Genomic DNA, 18,661 nt, shown 5'->3' on the forward strand with positions numbered 1-18,661 from the left:
CCACCATCGACAGACAAGGACAACCTGATGGACGCCGACGACGCCCGCACCCGGGCGCAGGACGCGCTGCGCCGGCTGGAGAACCCGGCGCAGCCGCTGACGCTGCTCGCCCCGGACGCCCCGGCCGAGTACTCCTGGTGCTGGGTCTACCCGTTCAACACGGTCCGGGCCACCGAGACCGGCAGCATCATGGACACGCTCGCGGTGGGCCCGCTCGTCGTGCCGAAGAACGGCGCCGAGCCCTGGGTGGCCCCGTCCGGCCCGCCGCTGGAGCGCTGGCTCAACGAGTACGCCGCACGCGAGGGACTGCCAGCGGTGCCGGTTCCGGCCGCACCGGACCCGTTCGCCTGAGCCCGGACGGTCCGCCGCGACCGGCGCCACGGTCGCGGCGGACCACCCGCCACCTGGAGGGACCATGACGGACCGCCCCTTCCCGCCCGGACCGCCGCTGGCCGATCTGCTGCGCCGGATGATGCGCGGCGACGAACCGGTGGAGCGGATCGGTTCGGCGCTGCGCGACGCCCGGCTCGACCTCGCGATGAACGGCGACGGCCGGCCGCTGGTCGTGCGCTCCTTCGACGACATGCCCTGCGTGGTGGTGGCCACCTCGGCGGCCAGGCGCGCAGCCACGTTCGCCCCCGGGTGGCGCCCGGTCGAGCTGGCCGAACTCGCCGAACTGCTGCCCGACGGCATCGACCTGCTCGTCGACCCGGACGGCCCCGAGCCGGTACGGCTGGCCGCCGCGATCGTCTGGCACGCCCTGCTGCCCGCCGACGAGGAGGGCACCGGATGAGCGACGACGAGTTCCTCCTGCTGCTCGACCCGGAGTGGACCGACGGCGAGGACGACGAACCGCCGTTCGAGGCGGTCGTCGGAATGTGGCCGGTCGGCCCGGACGGCGAGGTCGGCCGGTTCCGGAGCAACCCGGAGTACCGTCCCCGCTTCCCGGACTCCCCCACCGACCCGGCCGACGCCCTGCTGCGGCTGACCGCGGCCGGCGAGGCCGAGCCGGCGGACCTGCTCGCGGTCCTGCGGGACGCCACGTTCCACCTGGCGACGAACGGCGACGGGCGGCCACTCGTCCTGCCCGACGCCGAGGACGGGAACTGCGTGGTGGTCACCACGAGCACGGCGCACCGGGATCGGGTGCCGGCCCCCGGATGGCGGCTGATCGACCTGGCGGAACTGGCCACCGTGGCCGGCGCGTACGACACGATCGTCAACCCGGGCTGCCCGGCGCCGGCCCGCCTGTCCGCCGCCTTCCTGCGCGAGACGGCGCCGTGAGCGCCGGGACGCTGCACCTGCTCCTGCTGCGCGCCGCGGGGCGCATCCCGGACGACGACCTCTTCCGTCTGCGCGCGCTGCTCGCCGACGGCGACCGGGGCGCCTGCGCGGCCCGGCTGCTCGGCGCGTTCCCGCAGTCCGCGGCGGAGATCGCGGCGCTGGCCGCGCTGCTGCCCCCGGAGACGCCACTGCCGCCCGACCCGGCGGCCGACGACGATGTGGACATCGAGCCGCGCACCCCGTTCGTCCCGTTCCCGCCGGCCGACCTGCCGCTGTACGCGACCGCCGCGCCGCTCGTGGTGGACGAGACCGCGGGCGGCGCCGTGGACGACCTCGACCGGGCCCTGCTCGACGTGCTGGATCCGGCGCACACCGCCGGGGTGTGGCGCTGCTGGCGGATCACCGCCGGGCCGGACGACACGGCGAGCGCCGTGCGGGTCTACCTGGTCGAGGCGACGCTGCCCGACGACGAGCTGCCCGACGTCGCCGACCGAGGGCAGCGGGCACTCGCCGCCGCCGGTCACGCAGCGCCGGTCGAGGTCTACCGGCTCGGCCTGCCGCTGCCCGCGTACCAGTGGGCGGCCCGGTCCCGGTCGGCGCTGATCTGGGCCCCGCGCCCACCCGGCGAGGTCCAGGTGGCGGCCGACGGGGACGGACGGTTCCCGCTGGACGACGACGAGGTCGCGCCGTTCGTCACCTACCTGCGGTCCGCGCCCGCCATGACCGAGCGCCTGCGCACCGACGGCGACTGGATCTGGCCGGCCGACCTGGCCGACCGGGTGCTCGACGAGGGCGCGCTGGCCGACGAGGGCCTGCGCCGGCACCTGCGGCTGCGCCGGGCCGAGCCGGGGCCGCCGGCCGACGCGGTCGCCGTGCACCGGGCGCTCGCCGCGCTGGTACGGGCCGACCTGCCGCGCTGATGCACGAACGGCTTCGGTCGGGGTGTCCTTAGGGCACGACCGTCCGGCGGGACCGGCGTTCGCGGCACCCGGCGTGGTCGAATGCGCCGAGCGCCGCCGACGAGGACGCGAGGAGGCCGGGAATGACGGAGCAGGACCAGCTGCACGTCGCGCTGCTGCGGCTCGGCGGGCAGGTGCCCGACGCGATGCTGGCCGAGGCGCGGCTGCGGCTCGCCGACACCGGCACGGTGTCCCTGCCCGAGCCGCCCGGCGCCCTCGACCTGGCGTTCACGTTCGCCTCGGCCGTACCGAATCCCCGGGTCTTCGGTGGGCGGGTGCCGCCGCTGGCGGACCTCACCGGCCGCGAGGGCCTGATGGACGACACCGACCGGGTCGCCGTCGCGGCGGTACGGCGGCAACCCGAAGCAGTGGCGCTGTGGCGCGCCTGGCGGATCGCTCCGGAGTGGGCAGCCTCGGTGATCCCGCCCGCGCCGGTCTACGTGCTGGAGGCGAACGGGCCGCAGGCGGTGACGGCGGCGAACGTGATGCGGGCGCTGGCCGGGGCCGGGCTCACCGCTCCGCTGGTCGAGGTGTACCGCTCCGGTGACAAGCTTCCGCCGTACGCGGCGGCGGCCCGCGCCTCCGGGGCGCTGCTCTGGGCCGACCGGGACGCCGAGCCGCTGCGGATCGCCCGGGTCCACGACGAGGTGGACGACGACGGGGCACGCTTCGCGCCCGGCCGGGAGCGGCTGTCGGGCCCGGAACTGGCCCGGGTGGCGGCGTACCTCGACGCGGGCACCCCGGTGCTGGCCACCACCGCGCGGGGACCGGACGTGGTCCGGCCCGAACGCGGCCGGGTCGTGCCGATGACCTATCGCACGGACGGCCGCTGGCTCTGGCCCGAGTCGGTCGCCTACTACCTGCAGGCGTACGGGCTGGCGCCGGAGCCGGACCTGCTGGCCCACATCCGCTCGCACGGTGACCTGCTCCCGGTCACCGATCCCGCCGACGAGCACCGCGCGCTGGCCCTGCTGTTCCAGTCGTACGCCCTCGTGCCGGCGGCGCCGGACGCATGACGATCTTCGTGGCGATCGCGTCGTACCGGGACCGGGAGCTGGTGCCGACGGTGCTGGACTGCCTGGCGAAGGCGGCGCGCCCACAGGACGTCCGCGTCGCGGTCTGCTGGCAGCACCTCGGCGACGAGGACATCTCCGCCATCCGGGACCTGCCGGGGGTGGACGTGCAGGAGCACGACGCCCGCGACAGCCGGGGCGCCTGCTGGGCCCGCGATCAGACGTTCCGGCGGTACCGCGGTGAGGACTGGCTGTTGCAGGTCGACAGTCACACCCGGTTCGCGCCGGACTGGGACGTGCGGCTGATCCGGATGGCGCGGGAGACCGGCGCGGAGAAGCCGATCCTGACCGCGTACCCGGCGAGTTACGAGCCCGAGCGGGAGTTCACCGGCGAGGGCGTACCGGCCGAGATCGTCGTCAGCGACTGGACCTCGTTCGGCATACCGATCTTCGGTCAGCGTCCCATCGAGGGCGCTGCGCCCGGCGTGCCGCCCAAGCCGGCGCTGTTCCTGGCCGCCGGTTTCCTCTTCGCGCCCGGCTCGTTCGCGGTCGAGGTGCCGTACGACCCGGGCATCTACTTCCACGGCGAGGAGATCACCCTGGCGTTGCGCGCCTACACGTGGGGCTACGACCTGTTCCACCCCACCGAGGTGCTGGCCTGGCACTACTACATCCGCCAGGACAAGCCGCGGCACTGGAGCGACCACGTCGAGTCCGACTGGGCCCGCTACGAGGAGCTGAGCCGCCGGCGGGTGCTCTACATGCTGCACACGCCGCCCGTCGACCGGCTCGGCATCGGCCCGGTACGCACGCTGCGGCAGTTCGTGGCACACACCGGCTGCAACTTCACCCGCCGCACCTGGACCGACATGCTGGCCCAGGAACTCGTGCTGCTCTGACCAGCGCCCGCCACCGACACCGGCTTGCCGACCGGGTGACGTCACATCGACGTGGCGCCGGCGGCGGTGTCGATGAGGTCCGCGACGGCGCCCGGCTGGGAGACCGTCACCGCGTGCGAGGCGGCGACCTCGATCGTCGTGGATCCGGCCCGCTCGGCGAGGAAGCGCTGCAGATCCGGCGGGATCGCCAGGTCCTGGGCGGTGATCAGCGTCCAGGACGGGATGCTCCGCCAGGCGGCCCGCGTCACGCTGTCGGTCAGCGTGTTCGCCGCGGCCGGCCGCTGCGTGGCCGCCATCACCCCGGCGGCGTCCCGGGGGACGTCGGGGGCGAAGAAGTCCGGGTAGGTCTCCTGCTTGACGTACTGGTCCATGTCCGCGCTGCCGTCCTGGGCGGGGATCGGCACCGCGTGGATGTTGTCGGCGAGCTGGCTGCCGGGGAACCGGGCGTTCAGGTCGGCCACCGACTCGCCGACGTCCGGGCTGAAGCTGGCGACGTACACCAGGGCCCGGACGTTGGCCGCGCCGTCCGCGGCCTCGGTGATGATCGCGCCGCCGTACGAGTGGGCGGCGAGCACGACCGGCCCGGGCAGGCTGTCCACGAGCGCGCGCAGGTAGGCGGCGTCCCCCTGCACGCTGCGCAGCGGATTCGCGACCGCGATGACCGGGTAGCCGCGGCGCTGGAGGTCGGCGGTCACCCCGTTCCAGCTGGACCCGTCCACGAATGCCCCGTGAACGAGGACGACGGTGGGCATTCCGGTCGCCGAGGTGGGCGTGTCGGACGCAGCGTTCATCTGACGTTCCTTTCGGGTGGCTGCCGTACGGAGATCCGGACGGCAAAAGGCGATCGGGACGGATTCGCCAGCAATGCGCACCGGGTAGCGACGCCGGTTCGATGCTTGCGGAATCCAATATCCGGCACGGACGGAACGTCTGTCAGCGGGATTCGGAAAACGCCGCCGCAAAGCTCATCCGGCCCCACGCCGCCATACGAGGGCCACAAACCCTTCGCAACCGATTCCCACAATTCTTCACCTGAGAAGAAGCTGAGAGTCCGGCGCGGCGGCGACCAGAGTGTTCTACGCGGAGGGCGTCCATCCCGTCGGCGTCGATCGGATCATCGCCGAAGCAAAAGTGACCCGGGCCACCTTCTACCGGCATTTCCCGGGCAATGAGGAGCTCATTCTCGCCTATTTGCGCAAGCCGCACGAGATGGAGCGCGACCTCGTCGACACGGCGATCGCCGCCGGCCCGTCGCCGGTCGAGCGACCCTTGGCGGCGGCCCGCTCCATCGCTCAGGCAATCCGGTCCCCGGGTTTCGTGGATGCGCTTTCCTGAACGCGGCGGCGGAATATCCGGGCAACGGGAGACCTGCCCGGTCGGCCGGCTACCGGGTGAGCCGGTTCCGCTCGTAGTGGCCTCTGAAGTCGAAGAAGCGCAAGCCGTCCACTGTCACGTCGGCAGCGATCTGCTCCGCCGTCCAGACATGGTCGGAGTAGTCGTCCATCGCGACGCCGCCCCGACCGATCAGCGCCGACGTCAGGCGGCGGACCTCCGCGGTCCCGTCGATCCGGCCCGAGACGTCGACGTGCACTGCCCAGCTCGGCCGCCCGCCGCAGGCGTCACTCAGGGCCCGCACCGCCGCCGGCTCCCAGTCCGTGTACAGGTGCTCGTCCTCGCCGGTCAGATCCGGGTACAGGCATCCGTACACCAGCCACGGATGTCTCTGATCCGGCGACAGCCGGTCGAGCAGGGCGACGACGGCGGCCCGCTCCAGGTCCGGAAAGACGAAGACGCTACGCACGCCACGAGCGTCGCACGCCGCAGCCGATCCGACCGCGCCCTCCCGGCCCGCCGCTGCGACTTGTCGGCGCCCGGGCAGGCGCTCAGCCGTTGCTGGGACTGGAGATCCCGCGCCTCGCGAAGGACTCGGCGACCTCGTCGAAGGCCGCGACGGCCAGCTCCGGCCGCGCGGCGGCCTCGGCCAACGGCAGCTCCACCTGGGGGTCGTACCCGGACAGGCCGGTGACCGACTCGACGGCCGCGCCGAGTTGATACACCGCCGTGACGACTGCCCGGGCGCCACCGCCCCGGTACCAGTACGGGACGGTGACGCCGACCTCGTCCGCGTAGTAGCTGACCTGGACGCCGGTCGGCTCGTGCGTCAGCTCGTAGTTGTCGGCCCCCTCGAACACGGAGACCTCACCGAGCACCTGCCGCGCCGCCGCCACGATCCGGTCCCACGCCTCGGCGCGCGGGCGCTCGGCGCCGTCGGCCTCCGCCGCCGCCTTCAGCGCGTCCTCCCAGGACTGGTCGTCGCCTCGGGGTACGAAGATCAGGTCATAGCTCATGACGATGGACCGTACATCCAGGCGCTTTGATTCCTTGGTGGGGGCCACGGCTCGGTCCACTCGACGCGAAGAGTCGCGCGGTACTGGCTCAGCGGGCCGACCAGGGCGCCAGACCGAGCCCTTACAACGAAGGCACGCCGAACAACACCAGGTAGCCGAGAGCACCCAGCACCGTCCCCAGACAGTACGAGACGTAGTGAGTCCGCGACGTGCGCATAAAGGTAATAATCGAGAAGGCGGCGGACACGACAAGCTCCACGATCGGTATCGTGGTCGAGACGGAAAGGAGCCGCATCGTGACCCCGGCAATGATCAGCATCACCAGAAAGGAAACCCATGACGGAACAGCCATGATGCCCGACTTTGGACCCCGCTCCGCCCTCTGCGTTGTCTTCACAAGGAAGGTGAGAGCCATCAGCGGGAGCAAGACGCCCGCGAAGCTCCGAATGCCGTCCCCTACACCATCCATGAATCCTCGTGCCACGAACCAGATCATCAGGATGAGCAGGAGACCAGGAGCTGCGACCTGCGCGAAAGGATAGAGGGCCCCCTCGATAACGCGACTACCCCAGTTGCTCTCCTCGTTCTGAACGCTGCGCGTACTCATCGCTCCTCCACCGGCGTCGCCGAAACAATGTGGCTCCACTTCGGAGCACCCGAATGATGCCACGCGCGCAGCGGCTGCCGGGATCACTTGTTTCGGCTCAGTGCGACGTCAGGTCGGGGAGGCGACTACATGATCGTATGGCACGGTTTAGACGATCGGCCCACTCCGATAGCTGACGCACAGGCTGGCGACCTGAACCGCCACTCATGACAGATAATCCGGCGGGGCAGCAGTGGCCAGCCCACCCGACCAAGCAGCCCGAACACCGGAATTGCCGCAGTTCCGGCATTCATCCATGGACTCGACCCTGCAGAGAACCCAGATAGCGCCGGATGTCCGTTTCTTCAATCTTGGCGATGAATGTCTCGAGAACGTTCAGAAAGGAATGCTCCGCACCACGCGCAGCTCGCTCCGCCTGCACGAACGGTCTAATGGTCTCCCACGTCTTGACGGCACGAAAGTGCACCGGCCAGATGGCTAGCCGCTCATCAACAGCCTGGAGCATCCAGAGATAGGCAATCATCGAATAGAAGTTGGCAACGTTGAAGGCGTATTCCTTCAACGGTGCGGGCAACTCCGAGAGGGGCACCGGCGCGGAAATTTTTGGCAGATCACGCCACAACTGCTCTTCTTTCCGCAAGAACTCATACGACCTGATCTCTGAGAACAGCTCCACCACCACCGGCAGCTGATTCGCATTGTGGCCGAGATCGTTCTGCCTGCTCGACATGATCAGCGATACCGCAAGCGCAGCGAAGGCGGTGAACACGGCAAGAGCATTGAAGATCAAAGCCGGTATGTCCATACCCGCATTGTCGCCGACTCCGTCAACGCAACCAGGGCAGCGGACACACGAGCACGTTCCAGGACCTCATGTAAGCGTCGCCGACCGCGGGCTTTGCGAGGGTCGGCGACAAGGCCACCTCCGCGCGCCGCGGGAGCGTTGCGGCAAGCACTGACCATGCATTCTGTACGACAGATGAAATTACCGTCATGAGCCCTTATCAACTGACTAGTTAGACTCCGCGTGATACCGGTTTTCCAGCCCACCTCACGCCTGGCAGCAGGCCGGCCGAACATACACTCGATACCGGCATTCCAGCAGGACATCGGCGCGTACGGGCGCCCTCGGCAATAGGCGCCCCTGCTCCATGCCCCCTCGTGCGCCCATCAGCAGCGAGTACTGAGGACCTGACAGCGAAACGCAAACCTCACTCCGCGCCATGGACGACCGCGCTGTCGCCGACGACACGCTGCCGGGTCAGACGGCGGGAGAGTTTGCCGTGCCCCGACTTGGGCAGGTCGTCGAGCACGACGATCCGCTTCGGCACCTTGTAGCGCGGCAGGTGGTCGCGGCAATGGGCGATCAGCGCGGCCGGCGGGTCGGCGGGCGCGGGCTGCCGCAGCGCCACCGCGGCCACGACTGCCTCGCCCCACCGTCCGTCGGGCGCGCCGAACACCGCCACCTCGCGCACGCTCGGGTGTTCGCCGAGCACGTGCTCGACCTCGGTCGGGAACACGTTGTAGCCGCCGGAGATGATCATGTCGTCACGCCTGTCGACCAGGTAGAGGTAGCCGTCCTCGTACCGGCCGAGGTCGCCGGTCAGGAACCAGCCGTCCCGGTGCCGTTCGGCCCAGGCCTCCTGCTGGTGCCAGTAGCCGGACGCCAGCCACGGCGTGCAGAGGGCGAGCTGCCCGACCTCACCGTGCGGCACCTCGCGCAGGTCGTCGTCGACGATGCGCGTCTGCACGCCCCACGGGTGTTCCCGCCCGCACGAGGTCAGCAGATGCGCGGCGCCGGCCATCGCCCGCTCGTGGTCGGTCGTGTCCAGCACCGTCACCGGAGCCGGCACCTCTGTCGAGCCGTACACCGACGCCACGACCGGGCCGAGCCGCTCGTGTGCCCGCCGCACCAACGACGGGGACGCCGGAGCCGACGAGTACACCACCTGCCGCAACGACGACAGGTCGGCGCCGGCGGAGCCGTCGACCAGGTCCTGGAGCACCGTCGGAACCAGCAGCATGTGGGTCACGCCGTACCGCTCGATCGCGGCGGCGACCGGGCCGGGCCGGGGCGACTCGGCGATCACCACCCGTCCGCCGGCGACCAGGGCGGACTCCACCAGCCGGCCGGCGGCATGGCTCATCGGGGTCGTCACCAGGACGACCTGGTCGGGGCCTGCCTTCGTCACCGCGGCCCAGGCCCCCATCGCCCCGGCCGTGCTGTCGAAGCTGTGCACCACGCCCTTGGGCCGGCCGGACGAGCCGGACGTGAACAGGACCTGGGAGACGGCGCCCGGCGGCACGTCCACCGGCGCCTCACCGCCGTGATCGCCGGGCGGGCCGGGGTCGGCGGCGTCGAGCACTGCCGCCGGCTCCACCGTCTCCTCGATGTAGTGGCGCTCCCCCGCGGAGAGCACCCCCAGCACCGGCACGTACGCGGCCCCCCGCCAGGCCGCCGCCAGCACCGCCTCCAGGTAGCCGTGCGTGTTCGCCTGCCGGACGAGGACACGGTCGCCGGGGCCGACGCCGGCCCGCGCCAGGGTGGCGGCGCGGCGGGCCACCCGGTCGGCCAGCTCGCGCCAGGTCAGCTCGACGTCCCGGGCCGGATCCGCTACCGCCGGCCGGTCCGGGAACAGCAGCGCGGCGCGCCGCAGGTAGTGGGCGTACGGATGCAGCACCTGTCCCCCTCCTCAGCTCCGGTCCAGGCCGAACACCTTCCAGGCGTTGTCGCGCAGGAACATCCGCTCGACATCGGCCGGAAGGTCCAGGGTCGACACCTCGCCGACCGCGCGGTCGTAGCGGAGCGCCGGGTAGTCGGTGCCGAACAGCACCTTGTGCGGGGCCCGGCGCTTGAGGAATCGGACGAACCGCTCCGGGTAGCGGGTGGGCGCGTGGGCCGACGTGTCGACGTACACGTTGTCGTGTTTCCACGCGAGCATGCCCATCTCCTCCTCCCACGGCCACCCGATGTGCGCCCCGACGATGGTCAGTTCGGGAAACGTGAGCGCCACCTCGTCGAGGTAGATCGGCCGGCCGGGCTCCGACGGCAGCAGTGGCCCGGTGTGTCCCACCTGGATGGTGACGGAGACGCCGAGCTCGCAGGCCTTCGCGTAGATGGGGTACCACAGCTTGCTGTTCGGCGGGTTGTCGTAGCCGTACGCGTACGGGCACACCTTCACGTTCACGAAGCCGTAGTCACGTACCCATGTCTGCATCTCGCGCAGCGCGGCCATCGGCCGGCGCGGGTCGACGGCCAGGCTGCCGCGGAACCGCGTCGGGTACTTCTCGACGCAGGCGGCGACCTCCTCGTTGCTGATCTTCACGTCGTCGGCCTCACGGATGGCGGACAGCACGGCGATCTCGACGCCCCACCGGTCCATCTCCTCGACCTGCTCGTCGATCGACCAGCCGCCGAAGCCGGACGCGCCGAACAACGACATTCCGTGGGTCCGTTTGGGGTCGGCGTTCCACCGGTCGGAGATCGGCGGGTGGCAGGGCATCGCCCAGGCGTCCACGATGCCGTACGGGCGTTCGCTCATCTGTGCTCCTCTCGTTGCTCACACCGCCGCGCCGAAGCGCAGCGACAGTCCTCCGTCGACGACGAGCAGGGCGCCGGTCACGTACCGGGCCTCCTCGCTCGCCAGGAACAGCGCCGCGTGGGCGACGTCCCACGCGTCACCCATGGCGCCGGTCGGGCAGCGCCGGGCCCGGCGCGCGCGCAGGACCGCCGGGTCGGCGTCCGGCTGGCCGGCGTACACCGTCGGCGTGTCCACCAGACCCACCACGACGGCGTTGCAGCGGACACCGGTCGCCGCGTGCTCGGCGGCGACGGCACGGGTGAGGTGGTTGAGACCGGCTTTGCTCACGCCGTACGCGGTCAGCCGGTCGCCGGTCGCGCCGAGCGAGGCGACCGACGAGACGTTGACGATCGCGCCGCCGCCCTGTTCGCGCATGTGCGGAACGACGGCCCGCGTGGTGAGGTACGCGGAGGTGAGGTTGATCCGGTGGACCAGGTCCCAGTGCCGCGGCTCGGTGTCCTCGATACCCGCGACGACGCCGACACCGACGTTGTTGAGCAGCACGTCGACCCGCCCGTACCGGCGCAGGCAGGCCTCGACCAGCGCGGCCACCCCGTCCGGGCGGGACACGTCGGCGGTGAACGGCTCGCACTCGCCGCCTTCGGCCCGCACGATCGCGGCCGTCTGCTCGGCCGCGTCGGCGCGCCGGTCGACGGCGAGGAGGCGGGCGCCGGCCCGGGCGAACAGCACGGTTGCCGCCTTCCCGTTGCCCCATCCGGGGCCGAGCGACCCGGCCCCGGTGACGATCGCGACGCGGTCGCGCAGCCGCCCGGTGACGTCGCCGCGTGCTTCGGGGGCCGGCGCGGTCATCGGGCGACGTCCGGGAAGTAGGAGCGCGCGATGATCATCCGCTGGATCTGGTTGGTGCCCTCGTAGATCTGGTTGATCTTCGCGTCGCGCATGAACATCTCGACCGGGAAGTCGGTGACGTAGCCGTAGCCGCCGTGCACCTGGACCGCGTCGGTCGTGACCGCCATCGCCATGTCGCTCGCGTACGTCTTGGCGATCGAGGCCAGCCGGGCGGCGTCCGGATGGCCGTCGACGTATGCCTGCGCCGCGTCGTAGACCAGCGACCGGGCGGCGTGCAACGGGATCGCCATGTCGGCGATGAGGAACTGCATGCCCTGGAACGCGGCGATCGGCCGGCCGAACTGCCGCCGTTCGCCGGCGTACCGGACGGCCGCGTCGAACGCGCCCTCGGCGATGCCGAGCGCGAGGGCCGCGACGACGATGCGGCCCTCGTCGAAGCCCTGCATCAGCAGGGGGAAGCCGCCGTTCTCCGGCCCGAGCAGGTGGTCGGCCGGCACCCGGACGTCGGCGAAGACCATCTCGGCGGTCGCCGAGGCGTGCAGGCCCATCTTCTCCTCGAACCGCACCGCCTCCACTCCGGGCGTGTCCGCCTCCACGTAGAAGGCGGACACGCCGCGCGGCCCGGGGCCACCGGTCCGGGCGACGACGACGTAGAAGTCGGCGTGGCCGCCGTTGGTAATGAACCGCTTGCTGCCGTTGATCACCCACTCGTCGCCGTCGCGCCGCGCGGTGGTCGCCACGCCGCCGAGGTCCGAGCCGGCTTCGGGTTCGGTGGCCGCGATCGCGCCGAGCCGGTCCCCGGCCGCGACGTCCCGCAGCACGCCGGGCAGCCAGGCCGGCGCGTCGGGCCGGTCGGCCGCCCGCACCATCACCTTGGTCGGGAACCAGGTCGCGGTCAGCACGGTGGACGCGCTCGGGTAGACCTTGGAGATCTCCTCGAGGACGACGACCTCGGCCCGGACGTCGGTGTCGACGCCGCCGAACCGCTCGGGCACCACGAGGCCGGTGAAGCCGGCGCCGGCCAGGATCTTGCGCAGCTCCGGTGAGAACGTGCGGCCGCGCTCGAGTTCGGGTACGAGCGGCGCGATCCGCTCCGTCGCGACGTCGCGGGCGACCGCCGCGAGGTCCCGTAGCTCCGTTGGCAACATGTCGAAGAACACGTGGGGATCCCTTTCAGCTCAAGCGCCGGTATACGGGATATTGGAAGGGACGGGATGACCGCGACTCCGGGCGCGGTGCGGCAAAATGGCAGTAAGCGGCGGAAACGAACAAACCGGCCGCAGAGGAGGACCTGTGAGTGTCACGTCGGAACGGCTCGACCGCACGCCGCTCGGCCGGCGGATCGCCGACGCGCTGCGGCACGACATCCTGTTCGGGCGGCTCGCGCCGGGCACCAAGCTGGCCCAGCTGCAGGTGTGCGAGCGGTTCGGCACCAGCCGGATGCCGGTCCGCGACGCGCTGCGGCAGCTGACGTACGAGGGCTTCCTGACCGGCGACGGCGGCGGGCACAGCGTCGTGGCGCCCCTGCGCCGGCACGACATCGAGGACAGCTTCCTCATCGAGGGCCAACTGCACGGCATCGCCACCCGCCGGGTGGCCGAGCGGGGCGACCCGGCCCACCTGGCCGAACTGGCCGAGCGGCACGCGCAGATGTGCGGCGCCGCCGAGGACGCCCAGCTGGCCGCCGATCTGAACTGGCACCTGCACCGGCGGATCAACCAGATGGCGCAGTCGCGCCGGCTGATCGTCGCGCTGCGGGCCCTGGCGGTCACGATCCCCCGCGACCTGCTCCTGGAGTTCCCGCAGTGGATCGACCGGGCCAACGACGAGCACGCGCAGATCATCGCGGCGGTCGCGGCGGGCCGCGGCGAGCAGGCCGCCGACCTCATGCGCGACCACGTGGCCGAGGCCGGCCGCGACCTCGTCCGCTACCTGGAGAAGAAGGGCGTCGACCTGACCTGAGCCGGTGGCGGTCATGGCACTGCCGCCGCGAGTTCGTCGGCGACGAGCAGGCACCCGTGCAGGCCGATGCCGCAGGCCAACGCGACGGCCTCGGCGACCTGCCCCGGCGTGGCGCCCAGGTCCAGGGCGGTCCGGATGTGCTCGCGGACGACGTCCGCGTCGGCGAGGGTGACCGCCGCCGCGACGGCGACCGCGATCAGCTCCCGGTCGACGGCCGGCAACCCCGCCGCTCCGCCCGCGTCGACCACCTCGGCGTGGGCCGCGGCGAGCCCGGCGCCGACCGGTGGCGGTCCGGCGTCGCCGTCCCCGGCCGGGCCGGCGAGGTCGGCGAGGATCGGCAGCGCCAGCGTCGCGGCCCGGATGCCGACCGAGCCGGCCACCGCCGCCGCGTGCATGACGTGCGCGCGTGGCGCACCGGCGCGCAGCGCGCCGGCGACGTGCATGCGCACCCCGGCCGGATAGAGGTGACCCGGCGCCGCGCTCAACGCGACGCAGATCAGCTCCTTGAGCGCCACCGGCAGCTCCCGCCCGCGCCACGGCACGGCCGCCAGGCGCAGGTACGCCTCCAGCACCTGTGGCGCCTCGACCGCGATCGCGTCGAAGGCCGGCGTCCACCGTCCGCCCAGGTAGCGGTCGGCCAGGGTGCGGTCAGCTGACATCGGGCACCGCCCCGCCGGACAGCGCCTCGCGCAGCCAGTCCGGCATCGGGTCGGCCCTCAGCCGGCCACCGTCCAGCCGCGACCACACGTGCACCGTGCGCACGCGCACCGCCTCGCACCGGTCGGGCCGGCGGAATGCGGTCGAACAGAGCGTGAACGAGCTGCGCCCCACCGGCCCGGACCACAGCTCCAGGTCGACCCGGTCGTCGAGACTGACCGGCGCGAGGTAGTCGGCGTTCGCGCTCACCGTGGCCGTCGCCTCGCCGGCCCGCAGCAGGCCGCTCAGCGGATGGCCGATCGCGTCGAGCCAGCCGGTGTAGAGCTGCTCGTGCCAGGCCAGCGGGGCCGGGTAGTAGATGACACCGGCCTGATCGACGTCGCGCATCGGCACCCGCAGCCCGAGCCGGGCGAGCAGCGGCGCGACGCCGTCAGTCACGGCCCATCCCCAGCGACCGGGCCACCCGGTTGCGCACGAGTTCCTCGGTGATCGGTGCGAGGCGGAAGGCGCGCAGGTCCCGCCACACGTGCTCGACGCCGCCCCAGCGAGTGAAGCCGATGCCGCCCATCAGCTGCACCGCGACGTCGGCGACCCGCTGCGCCGCGTCCACGCTGCGCGACTTCGCGACGTCCGCGCCAATCGTGACCGGCTCGCCGGCCGCCCACCGCCGCGCCATGGCGTACGCGTAGTGGCGGGCCGTCTCGAGGTCCATGACCGCGTCGGCGACCTGATGCTGAAGCGCCTGGTAGCTGTCCACACGGGTGCCGAACGCGGTACGCCGGGCCGCGTAGGCCAGCGCGCGCCGCAGCGCGCCGTGCGCGGCGCCGATCACGATGGCCGGAATCAGCAGCCGCTCCTCCACCAGCACCGTGCGCAGCGCCGCCTTGACCGCCGGGCCGGTGAACGCGTGGTCGACTGCAACGCCGTCGAGGTCGACCTCGTACGTGCCGAACGAGGACGCGAAGCTGGGCGTCGGCACCCGGGACATCGACAGCCCGGGCGCGTTCGTGCGCACGAGCGCGAACGCCAGCCCGCTCGTCCCGCCGGCGGGCGCCCCGGCCTCCCGGACCAGCAGGAAGAGGTGGTCGGCCGAGGCGGCGGCGGTGCAGTAACGCTTGCGACCGCTGACCCGCCCGTCGGCCAGCGTGGTGTCCAGCGCTCCGAACAGGTCCGATCCGCCACCCGGCTCGGTGACCCCGAACGCGAAGCGCCGGCGGCCGGCGGCCAGCCCCGGCAGCAGCTCCTTGCGGGTGGGCTCGTCGGCCAGCTCGGCCAGCAGCGGCGCGGCGAAGCAGTTGGAGATGCCCCACACCCAGGCCAGCACGCCGACCCGCTCGGCCAGCACCTCGGCGATGCGCATCTTCGCGACGATGTCGGCCGGTTCACCGCCGTGCTCCTCGGCGATCCCGACCCGGTGCAGGGAGTGCTCCGCGACCCAGTCCCACAGGTCGGCGGGAAACTCGGTGCGGGCGGCCAGGTCGGCGGCCGTCTCGTCGTCGATCCGGGCGACGAGTTCCCGGGCGCGGTTCACCGCGTCGTGCTCAGGTCCGTCGAGCGGCTCGAGGACCTGCTCGGCGGGGGCCGCGGACGGTACGAGGGTCATGGGGGCCTCCGTCGGTCGATGAGACGGCTCCTAGCGGTCGACATACTGTATCCCGTATGCTGTTTTTGCTGAAGGGGGTCGTCATGGTGAACGTCGGATGCTTCCTGCCCACCTACTCCGCGAGTGGTCCGATCGAGCCCGCGTCGGTGCTCGACATGGCCCGTGACGTGGAGGAACTCGGCCTCGACCATGTCTGGGTGGGCGACCACTATCTCTGGAACGTCGGCATGCTCTCGCCGCTGCCGGCGCTGGCCGCGGTTGCCGCGGTGACCCGGCGGGTCCGCCTCGGAACCGGCGTCTACCTGCTGAACCTGCGGCATCCGGCGCTGACCGCGAAGGACGTCGCAACAGTGGACGTGCTCTCCGGCGGCCGGCTGGTGCTCGGCGCCGGCATCGGCGGCGACAACCCCGAGGAGTACCGGGCCCTGGGCGTCGACCCGGGCCAGCGGGCCCGCCGCTTCGAGGAGACGGCCGCCGCCGTCCGTGGCCTGCTGGCCGGCAGCGGCCAGCCGTACCAGGGGCGCCTCGTCGACCTGCCGGCGTTCACGATGGAGCCGCTGCCGGTGCAGCAACCTGTGCCACTGTGGCTCGGCGGGCGCGCGTCCGCCGTCGTCGAGCGCGCGGCCCGCGGCGCCGAGGGCTGGTTCCCGGTGTGGGTCAGCGCCGGCCGCTTCCGGGCGGCTGCGGACACCGTGGGCACGATCCGCGGCGACCTCTCTGGCTTCGCCTTCGCGCTGAATCTCTTCACCACCATCGCCGACACCCGCGAGGCGGCCCGCGACGCCGTGTCGACCCACCTCGCCACGGCGTACGGGCTGCCGTTCGACAGCTTCGAGCGGTACAGCGCCTACGGCACCGCCGACGACATCCGCGAGTACCTGGCTCCGTACGTCGAGGCCGGCATGACCGACGTCGTGTTCAACATCGCCGGGCCGGACCCGCGCGGGCAGCTGCGCCGGCTCGCGGCCGAGGTCGTGCCGGCGCTGCGCTGACCCGTCAGCCGAACACCGGAAAGATGTCCGGCGCCCGCCGGCCGGTGGCCACCTCGATGAGCGCGAGTGGCGGCGCCATGCCGGTCAGGAAGCGCAGCGTGTGCTCGGTGGCCCCGTCCGGCAGATCCGGTTCGCGGCTCAGCGCCACCGCGAGGTCGAGCAGGTGGACGGTGGCCTCCACGAGCCGCACGACGGCCGCGGCGCGCACTGTCGTGGTGCCCCGGCGGAAGTACTCGACCGTCTGGTCGGGCCCGGCCGCGGCCAGCGCCACCGCCGCCGGGCCGTCCACGGCCAGCCGGCGCACCAGCTCCGCGGTACCGGCCGCGCGGGCGTCCGCCACCGCCGCATCCGCGTTGCGGGCGGCGAGATCCGCCGCCACGCGCCCGTCCGGTTTGAGGGCACGCAGCAGGGCCACGGCGTCGCCGTGCTCCGGCGGTCCCTCGGCCCGGCGCCGCTGCGCCAGCGCCGTCAGCCCGCCGACGCCCTGCGAGACGTGGGCGTAGAGCGCGGCCACGTCCCAGCCGGCGCAGCGCGTCGGCGCCGTCCACTGCGCCTCGTCGAGGTCCGCGCCCCAGGCGCCCCAGACCCGCCACAGGTCCCCGAGGACCTCGATCTCCGTACGCATGCGACTCCTCTCAGGTCACTGCCGCGACCAGGCCGATCGCGGCGCCGCCGGCGCCCAGCAGCGCCAGGCCGAACGGCAGGTTCCAGCGCAGTCCGATGTGGACGGCGCTGCGCCCGCTCAGCGCCGACACCAGCAGTGTCAGGCCGCTGAGCGGGGACAACACGAAGGCCGCCATCGTGCCGACCAGCGCGGCCGCCGCGACCAGCGCCGGCCAGGCGCCGGTGCCCAGCGGGGCGAGCACAGTCGTCACCACGATGAGGGTGGTCAGCGGGTACAGCCCGGCGAGCCCCAGCACGGTGATGGCCAGCGCGCCACCGGCCAGCAGCGCCCATGCGGGCAGCCCGGCGGCGTCGAGCAGCCGGCCGACCGCTCCGTCGGCCGTCCACCGACCGGCCGCGGCGACCACGAAGCCGCCGGCGCCGAAGAGCAGGAACTGCTCGCGCCAGGAACCGGCCTCCGAGCGCGCCAGGGCCACGGCGCGGGCCGGCAGGCGGGTCCCGCGTTCCCACAGCGGCACGACGAGCAGGACCGCCGCCATCGTCGCGGCCGGATGGCTGAGCGGCGTGACCATCTCCAGCACGACGAGCACGGCCACGACACAACCGATCATCGCGGCGAACCCGGCGGCCAGCCGTCCCCGGTCCGGCCGCGGCGCCGGCAGCGCCCGGGCCCGCGGCGCCGGCCCGAGCGGCACCAGCACCGCGGCGACAAGGCCCAGCGTCAGCGCGTACGGCAGGAAACCGGTCCAGGTCAGGCCGGTGAGCGTGAGCACCACGGCCAGCGGCGGCGACAGCGGCGTCACCAGGTTGGCCGCGATGAACGCGCGGCAGACGACTCCGGCCGAGCCCGCCTCGTCGGCGGCCGAGTCCATCGCCCGCACCGACCGGTACGCCAGGGCGACCCCGCCGAACGACAGCGCCAGCGAGAGCAGGTAGGTCAGCGTGGCCGCGGACCAGACCGCGCGGGTCCGGCGCAGCCACACGAGGGTGACCTCGGCGATCGCCGTGTGGTAGCCGCGACGCAGCATCGGCAGTTCCAGCAGCCGCACCACGGCGACGAACGAGAAGACGCCGCACATCGTCGCGAACGCGGCCGACACGTCGGACCAGCGGGCGCCCGCCACCAGGCAGAGCACGACGCCGGCGAGCATCATGGCGAGCACGGTGCGGCGCACCGGCCGGCGCAGCGTGGACCAGGCCGTCGCGGCGACGACCACCACGCCGGCCACCAGCAGCGGCGCCGTCACGGGCCGCGCGGCCGGCACGACCAGGGTGCCGACGCCGGCGGCCGCGCTCAGCCACAGGACGGCGTCGGGCACACC

General features: G+C 72.6%; 23 protein-coding genes. 9 read left to right on the forward strand and 14 right to left on the reverse strand.

What is annotated here, in order from left to right:
• Positions 1-27: 27 nt before the first annotated feature.
• The 6 genes from AMK25_RS20505 to AMK25_RS20530 all read left to right on the forward strand — a co-directional run bounded on the left by AMK25_RS20505 (position 28) and on the right by AMK25_RS20530 (position 4,155).
• Complete coding sequence (locus AMK25_RS20505; protein ID WP_073829928.1) at positions 28-351, forward strand: YrhB family protein; 324 nt, start codon at positions 28-30, stop codon at positions 349-351.
• Positions 352-415: 64 nt separating this feature from the next.
• A complete protein-coding gene (locus AMK25_RS20510) occupies positions 416-793 on the forward strand; it encodes a hypothetical protein (RefSeq protein ID WP_073829929.1) in 378 nt (125 codons plus the stop codon).
• Positions 790-1,284: a type VII secretion system-associated protein gene (locus tag AMK25_RS20515; RefSeq protein ID WP_073829930.1), complete on the forward strand. Its 495-nt coding sequence runs from the start codon at positions 790-792 to the stop codon at positions 1,282-1,284. Before AMK25_RS20510 ends, AMK25_RS20515 begins: the two co-directional genes overlap by 4 nt.
• Positions 1,281-2,204, forward strand: a complete 924-nt coding sequence (locus AMK25_RS20520; protein ID WP_073829931.1) for a hypothetical protein — start codon at positions 1,281-1,283, stop codon at positions 2,202-2,204. Before AMK25_RS20515 ends, AMK25_RS20520 begins: the two co-directional genes overlap by 4 nt.
• Positions 2,205-2,326: 122 nt before the next feature.
• Positions 2,327-3,259, forward strand: a complete 933-nt coding sequence (locus AMK25_RS20525; RefSeq protein WP_073829932.1) for a hypothetical protein — start codon at positions 2,327-2,329, stop codon at positions 3,257-3,259.
• The gene (locus AMK25_RS20530; protein WP_073829933.1) at positions 3,256-4,155 is read left to right on the forward strand and encodes a GlcNAc-transferase family protein; all 900 of its coding nucleotides are present in this window, start codon (positions 3,256-3,258) and stop codon (positions 4,153-4,155) included. The genes AMK25_RS20525 and AMK25_RS20530 overlap by 4 nt, the downstream gene beginning before the upstream one ends.
• A gap of 41 nt (positions 4,156-4,196) precedes the next feature.
• Here AMK25_RS20530 and AMK25_RS20535 read toward each other — a convergent pair whose 3' ends face one another.
• Positions 4,197-4,946, reverse strand: coding sequence for an alpha/beta fold hydrolase (locus AMK25_RS20535; protein WP_083664774.1), 750 nt, complete (start codon positions 4,944-4,946; stop codon positions 4,197-4,199).
• 280 nt (positions 4,947-5,226) lie between these two features.
• Between AMK25_RS20535 and AMK25_RS20540 the strand changes: the two genes are divergently transcribed.
• Positions 5,227-5,490, forward strand: a complete 264-nt coding sequence (locus AMK25_RS20540; RefSeq protein ID WP_073829934.1) for a TetR/AcrR family transcriptional regulator — start codon at positions 5,227-5,229, stop codon at positions 5,488-5,490.
• 49 nt (positions 5,491-5,539) lie between these two features.
• Here AMK25_RS20540 and AMK25_RS20545 read toward each other — a convergent pair whose 3' ends face one another.
• The 8 genes from AMK25_RS20545 to AMK25_RS20580 form a co-directional block, all read right to left on the reverse strand.
• Positions 5,540-5,956 (reverse strand): hypothetical protein, encoded by a 417-nt coding sequence (locus AMK25_RS20545; RefSeq protein ID WP_073829935.1) that lies wholly within the window; start codon positions 5,954-5,956, stop codon positions 5,540-5,542.
• 82 nt (positions 5,957-6,038) lie between these two features.
• The gene (locus tag AMK25_RS20550) at positions 6,039-6,503 is read right to left on the reverse strand and encodes a hypothetical protein (protein WP_073829936.1); all 465 of its coding nucleotides are present in this window, start codon (positions 6,501-6,503) and stop codon (positions 6,039-6,041) included.
• Positions 6,504-6,624: 121 nt separating this feature from the next.
• Positions 6,625-7,110, reverse strand: a complete 486-nt coding sequence (locus AMK25_RS20555; RefSeq protein ID WP_073829937.1) for a hypothetical protein — start codon at positions 7,108-7,110, stop codon at positions 6,625-6,627.
• A gap of 289 nt (positions 7,111-7,399) precedes the next feature.
• Positions 7,400-7,915, reverse strand: a complete 516-nt coding sequence (locus tag AMK25_RS20560) for a hypothetical protein (RefSeq protein ID WP_073829938.1) — start codon at positions 7,913-7,915, stop codon at positions 7,400-7,402.
• 406 nt (positions 7,916-8,321) lie between these two features.
• On the reverse strand, positions 8,322-9,791 hold the full coding sequence (locus tag AMK25_RS20565) for a class I adenylate-forming enzyme family protein (protein ID WP_073829939.1): 1,470 nt from the start codon (positions 9,789-9,791) through the stop codon (positions 8,322-8,324).
• A gap of 12 nt (positions 9,792-9,803) precedes the next feature.
• A complete protein-coding gene (locus tag AMK25_RS20570; protein WP_073829940.1) occupies positions 9,804-10,652 on the reverse strand; it encodes an amidohydrolase family protein in 849 nt (282 codons plus the stop codon).
• Positions 10,653-10,670: 18 nt separating this feature from the next.
• On the reverse strand, positions 10,671-11,501 hold the full coding sequence (locus AMK25_RS20575; RefSeq protein WP_073829941.1) for an SDR family NAD(P)-dependent oxidoreductase: 831 nt from the start codon (positions 11,499-11,501) through the stop codon (positions 10,671-10,673).
• Positions 11,498-12,661, reverse strand: coding sequence for an acyl-CoA dehydrogenase family protein (locus tag AMK25_RS20580; RefSeq protein ID WP_198937595.1), 1,164 nt, complete (start codon positions 12,659-12,661; stop codon positions 11,498-11,500). Before AMK25_RS20580 ends, AMK25_RS20575 begins: the two co-directional genes overlap by 4 nt.
• A 133-nt stretch (positions 12,662-12,794) precedes the next feature.
• Here AMK25_RS20580 and AMK25_RS20585 point away from each other — a divergent pair, with 133 nt between their 5' ends.
• Positions 12,795-13,463: a GntR family transcriptional regulator gene (locus AMK25_RS20585; protein WP_158070672.1), complete on the forward strand. Its 669-nt coding sequence runs from the start codon at positions 12,795-12,797 to the stop codon at positions 13,461-13,463.
• 11 nt (positions 13,464-13,474) lie between these two features.
• Here the strand turns inward: AMK25_RS20585 and AMK25_RS20590 are convergent, their stop codons facing one another.
• The 3 genes from AMK25_RS20590 to AMK25_RS20600 are packed head-to-tail and all read right to left on the reverse strand — an operon-like array spanning position 13,475 to position 15,723.
• Positions 13,475-14,122 carry a carboxymuconolactone decarboxylase family protein gene (locus AMK25_RS20590; RefSeq protein WP_073829943.1) on the reverse strand — a complete coding sequence of 216 codons (648 nt, stop codon included), beginning with the start codon at positions 14,120-14,122 and terminating at the stop codon, positions 13,475-13,477.
• A complete protein-coding gene (locus AMK25_RS20595) occupies positions 14,112-14,558 on the reverse strand; it encodes an acyl-CoA thioesterase (protein ID WP_073829944.1) in 447 nt (148 codons plus the stop codon). The genes AMK25_RS20590 and AMK25_RS20595 overlap by 11 nt, the downstream gene beginning before the upstream one ends.
• Positions 14,551-15,723, reverse strand: coding sequence for an acyl-CoA dehydrogenase family protein (locus tag AMK25_RS20600; protein ID WP_073829945.1), 1,173 nt, complete (start codon positions 15,721-15,723; stop codon positions 14,551-14,553). Before AMK25_RS20600 ends, AMK25_RS20595 begins: the two co-directional genes overlap by 8 nt.
• Positions 15,724-15,779: 56 nt before the next feature.
• On the opposite strand from AMK25_RS20600, the gene AMK25_RS20605 reads away from it, so the two are divergent.
• Positions 15,780-16,715, forward strand: coding sequence for an LLM class flavin-dependent oxidoreductase (locus AMK25_RS20605; RefSeq protein ID WP_073829946.1), 936 nt, complete (start codon positions 15,780-15,782; stop codon positions 16,713-16,715).
• Positions 16,716-16,719: 4 nt separating this feature from the next.
• On the opposite strand, the gene AMK25_RS20610 is transcribed toward AMK25_RS20605, so the two are convergent.
• Both AMK25_RS20610 and AMK25_RS20615 read right to left on the reverse strand, forming a co-directional pair.
• Positions 16,720-17,340 carry a maleylpyruvate isomerase N-terminal domain-containing protein gene (locus AMK25_RS20610; RefSeq protein ID WP_073829947.1) on the reverse strand — a complete coding sequence of 207 codons (621 nt, stop codon included), beginning with the start codon at positions 17,338-17,340 and terminating at the stop codon, positions 16,720-16,722.
• Positions 17,341-17,350: 10 nt separating this feature from the next.
• On the reverse strand, positions 17,351-18,658 hold the full coding sequence (locus AMK25_RS20615; RefSeq protein WP_143194761.1) for a hypothetical protein: 1,308 nt from the start codon (positions 18,656-18,658) through the stop codon (positions 17,351-17,353).
• Positions 18,659-18,661 lie beyond the last annotated feature (3 nt).

Source organism: Micromonospora sp. TSRI0369 (assembly GCF_001905625.1).
Taxonomy (GTDB): Bacteria; Actinomycetota; Actinomycetes; order Mycobacteriales; family Micromonosporaceae; genus Micromonospora; species Micromonospora echinospora_A.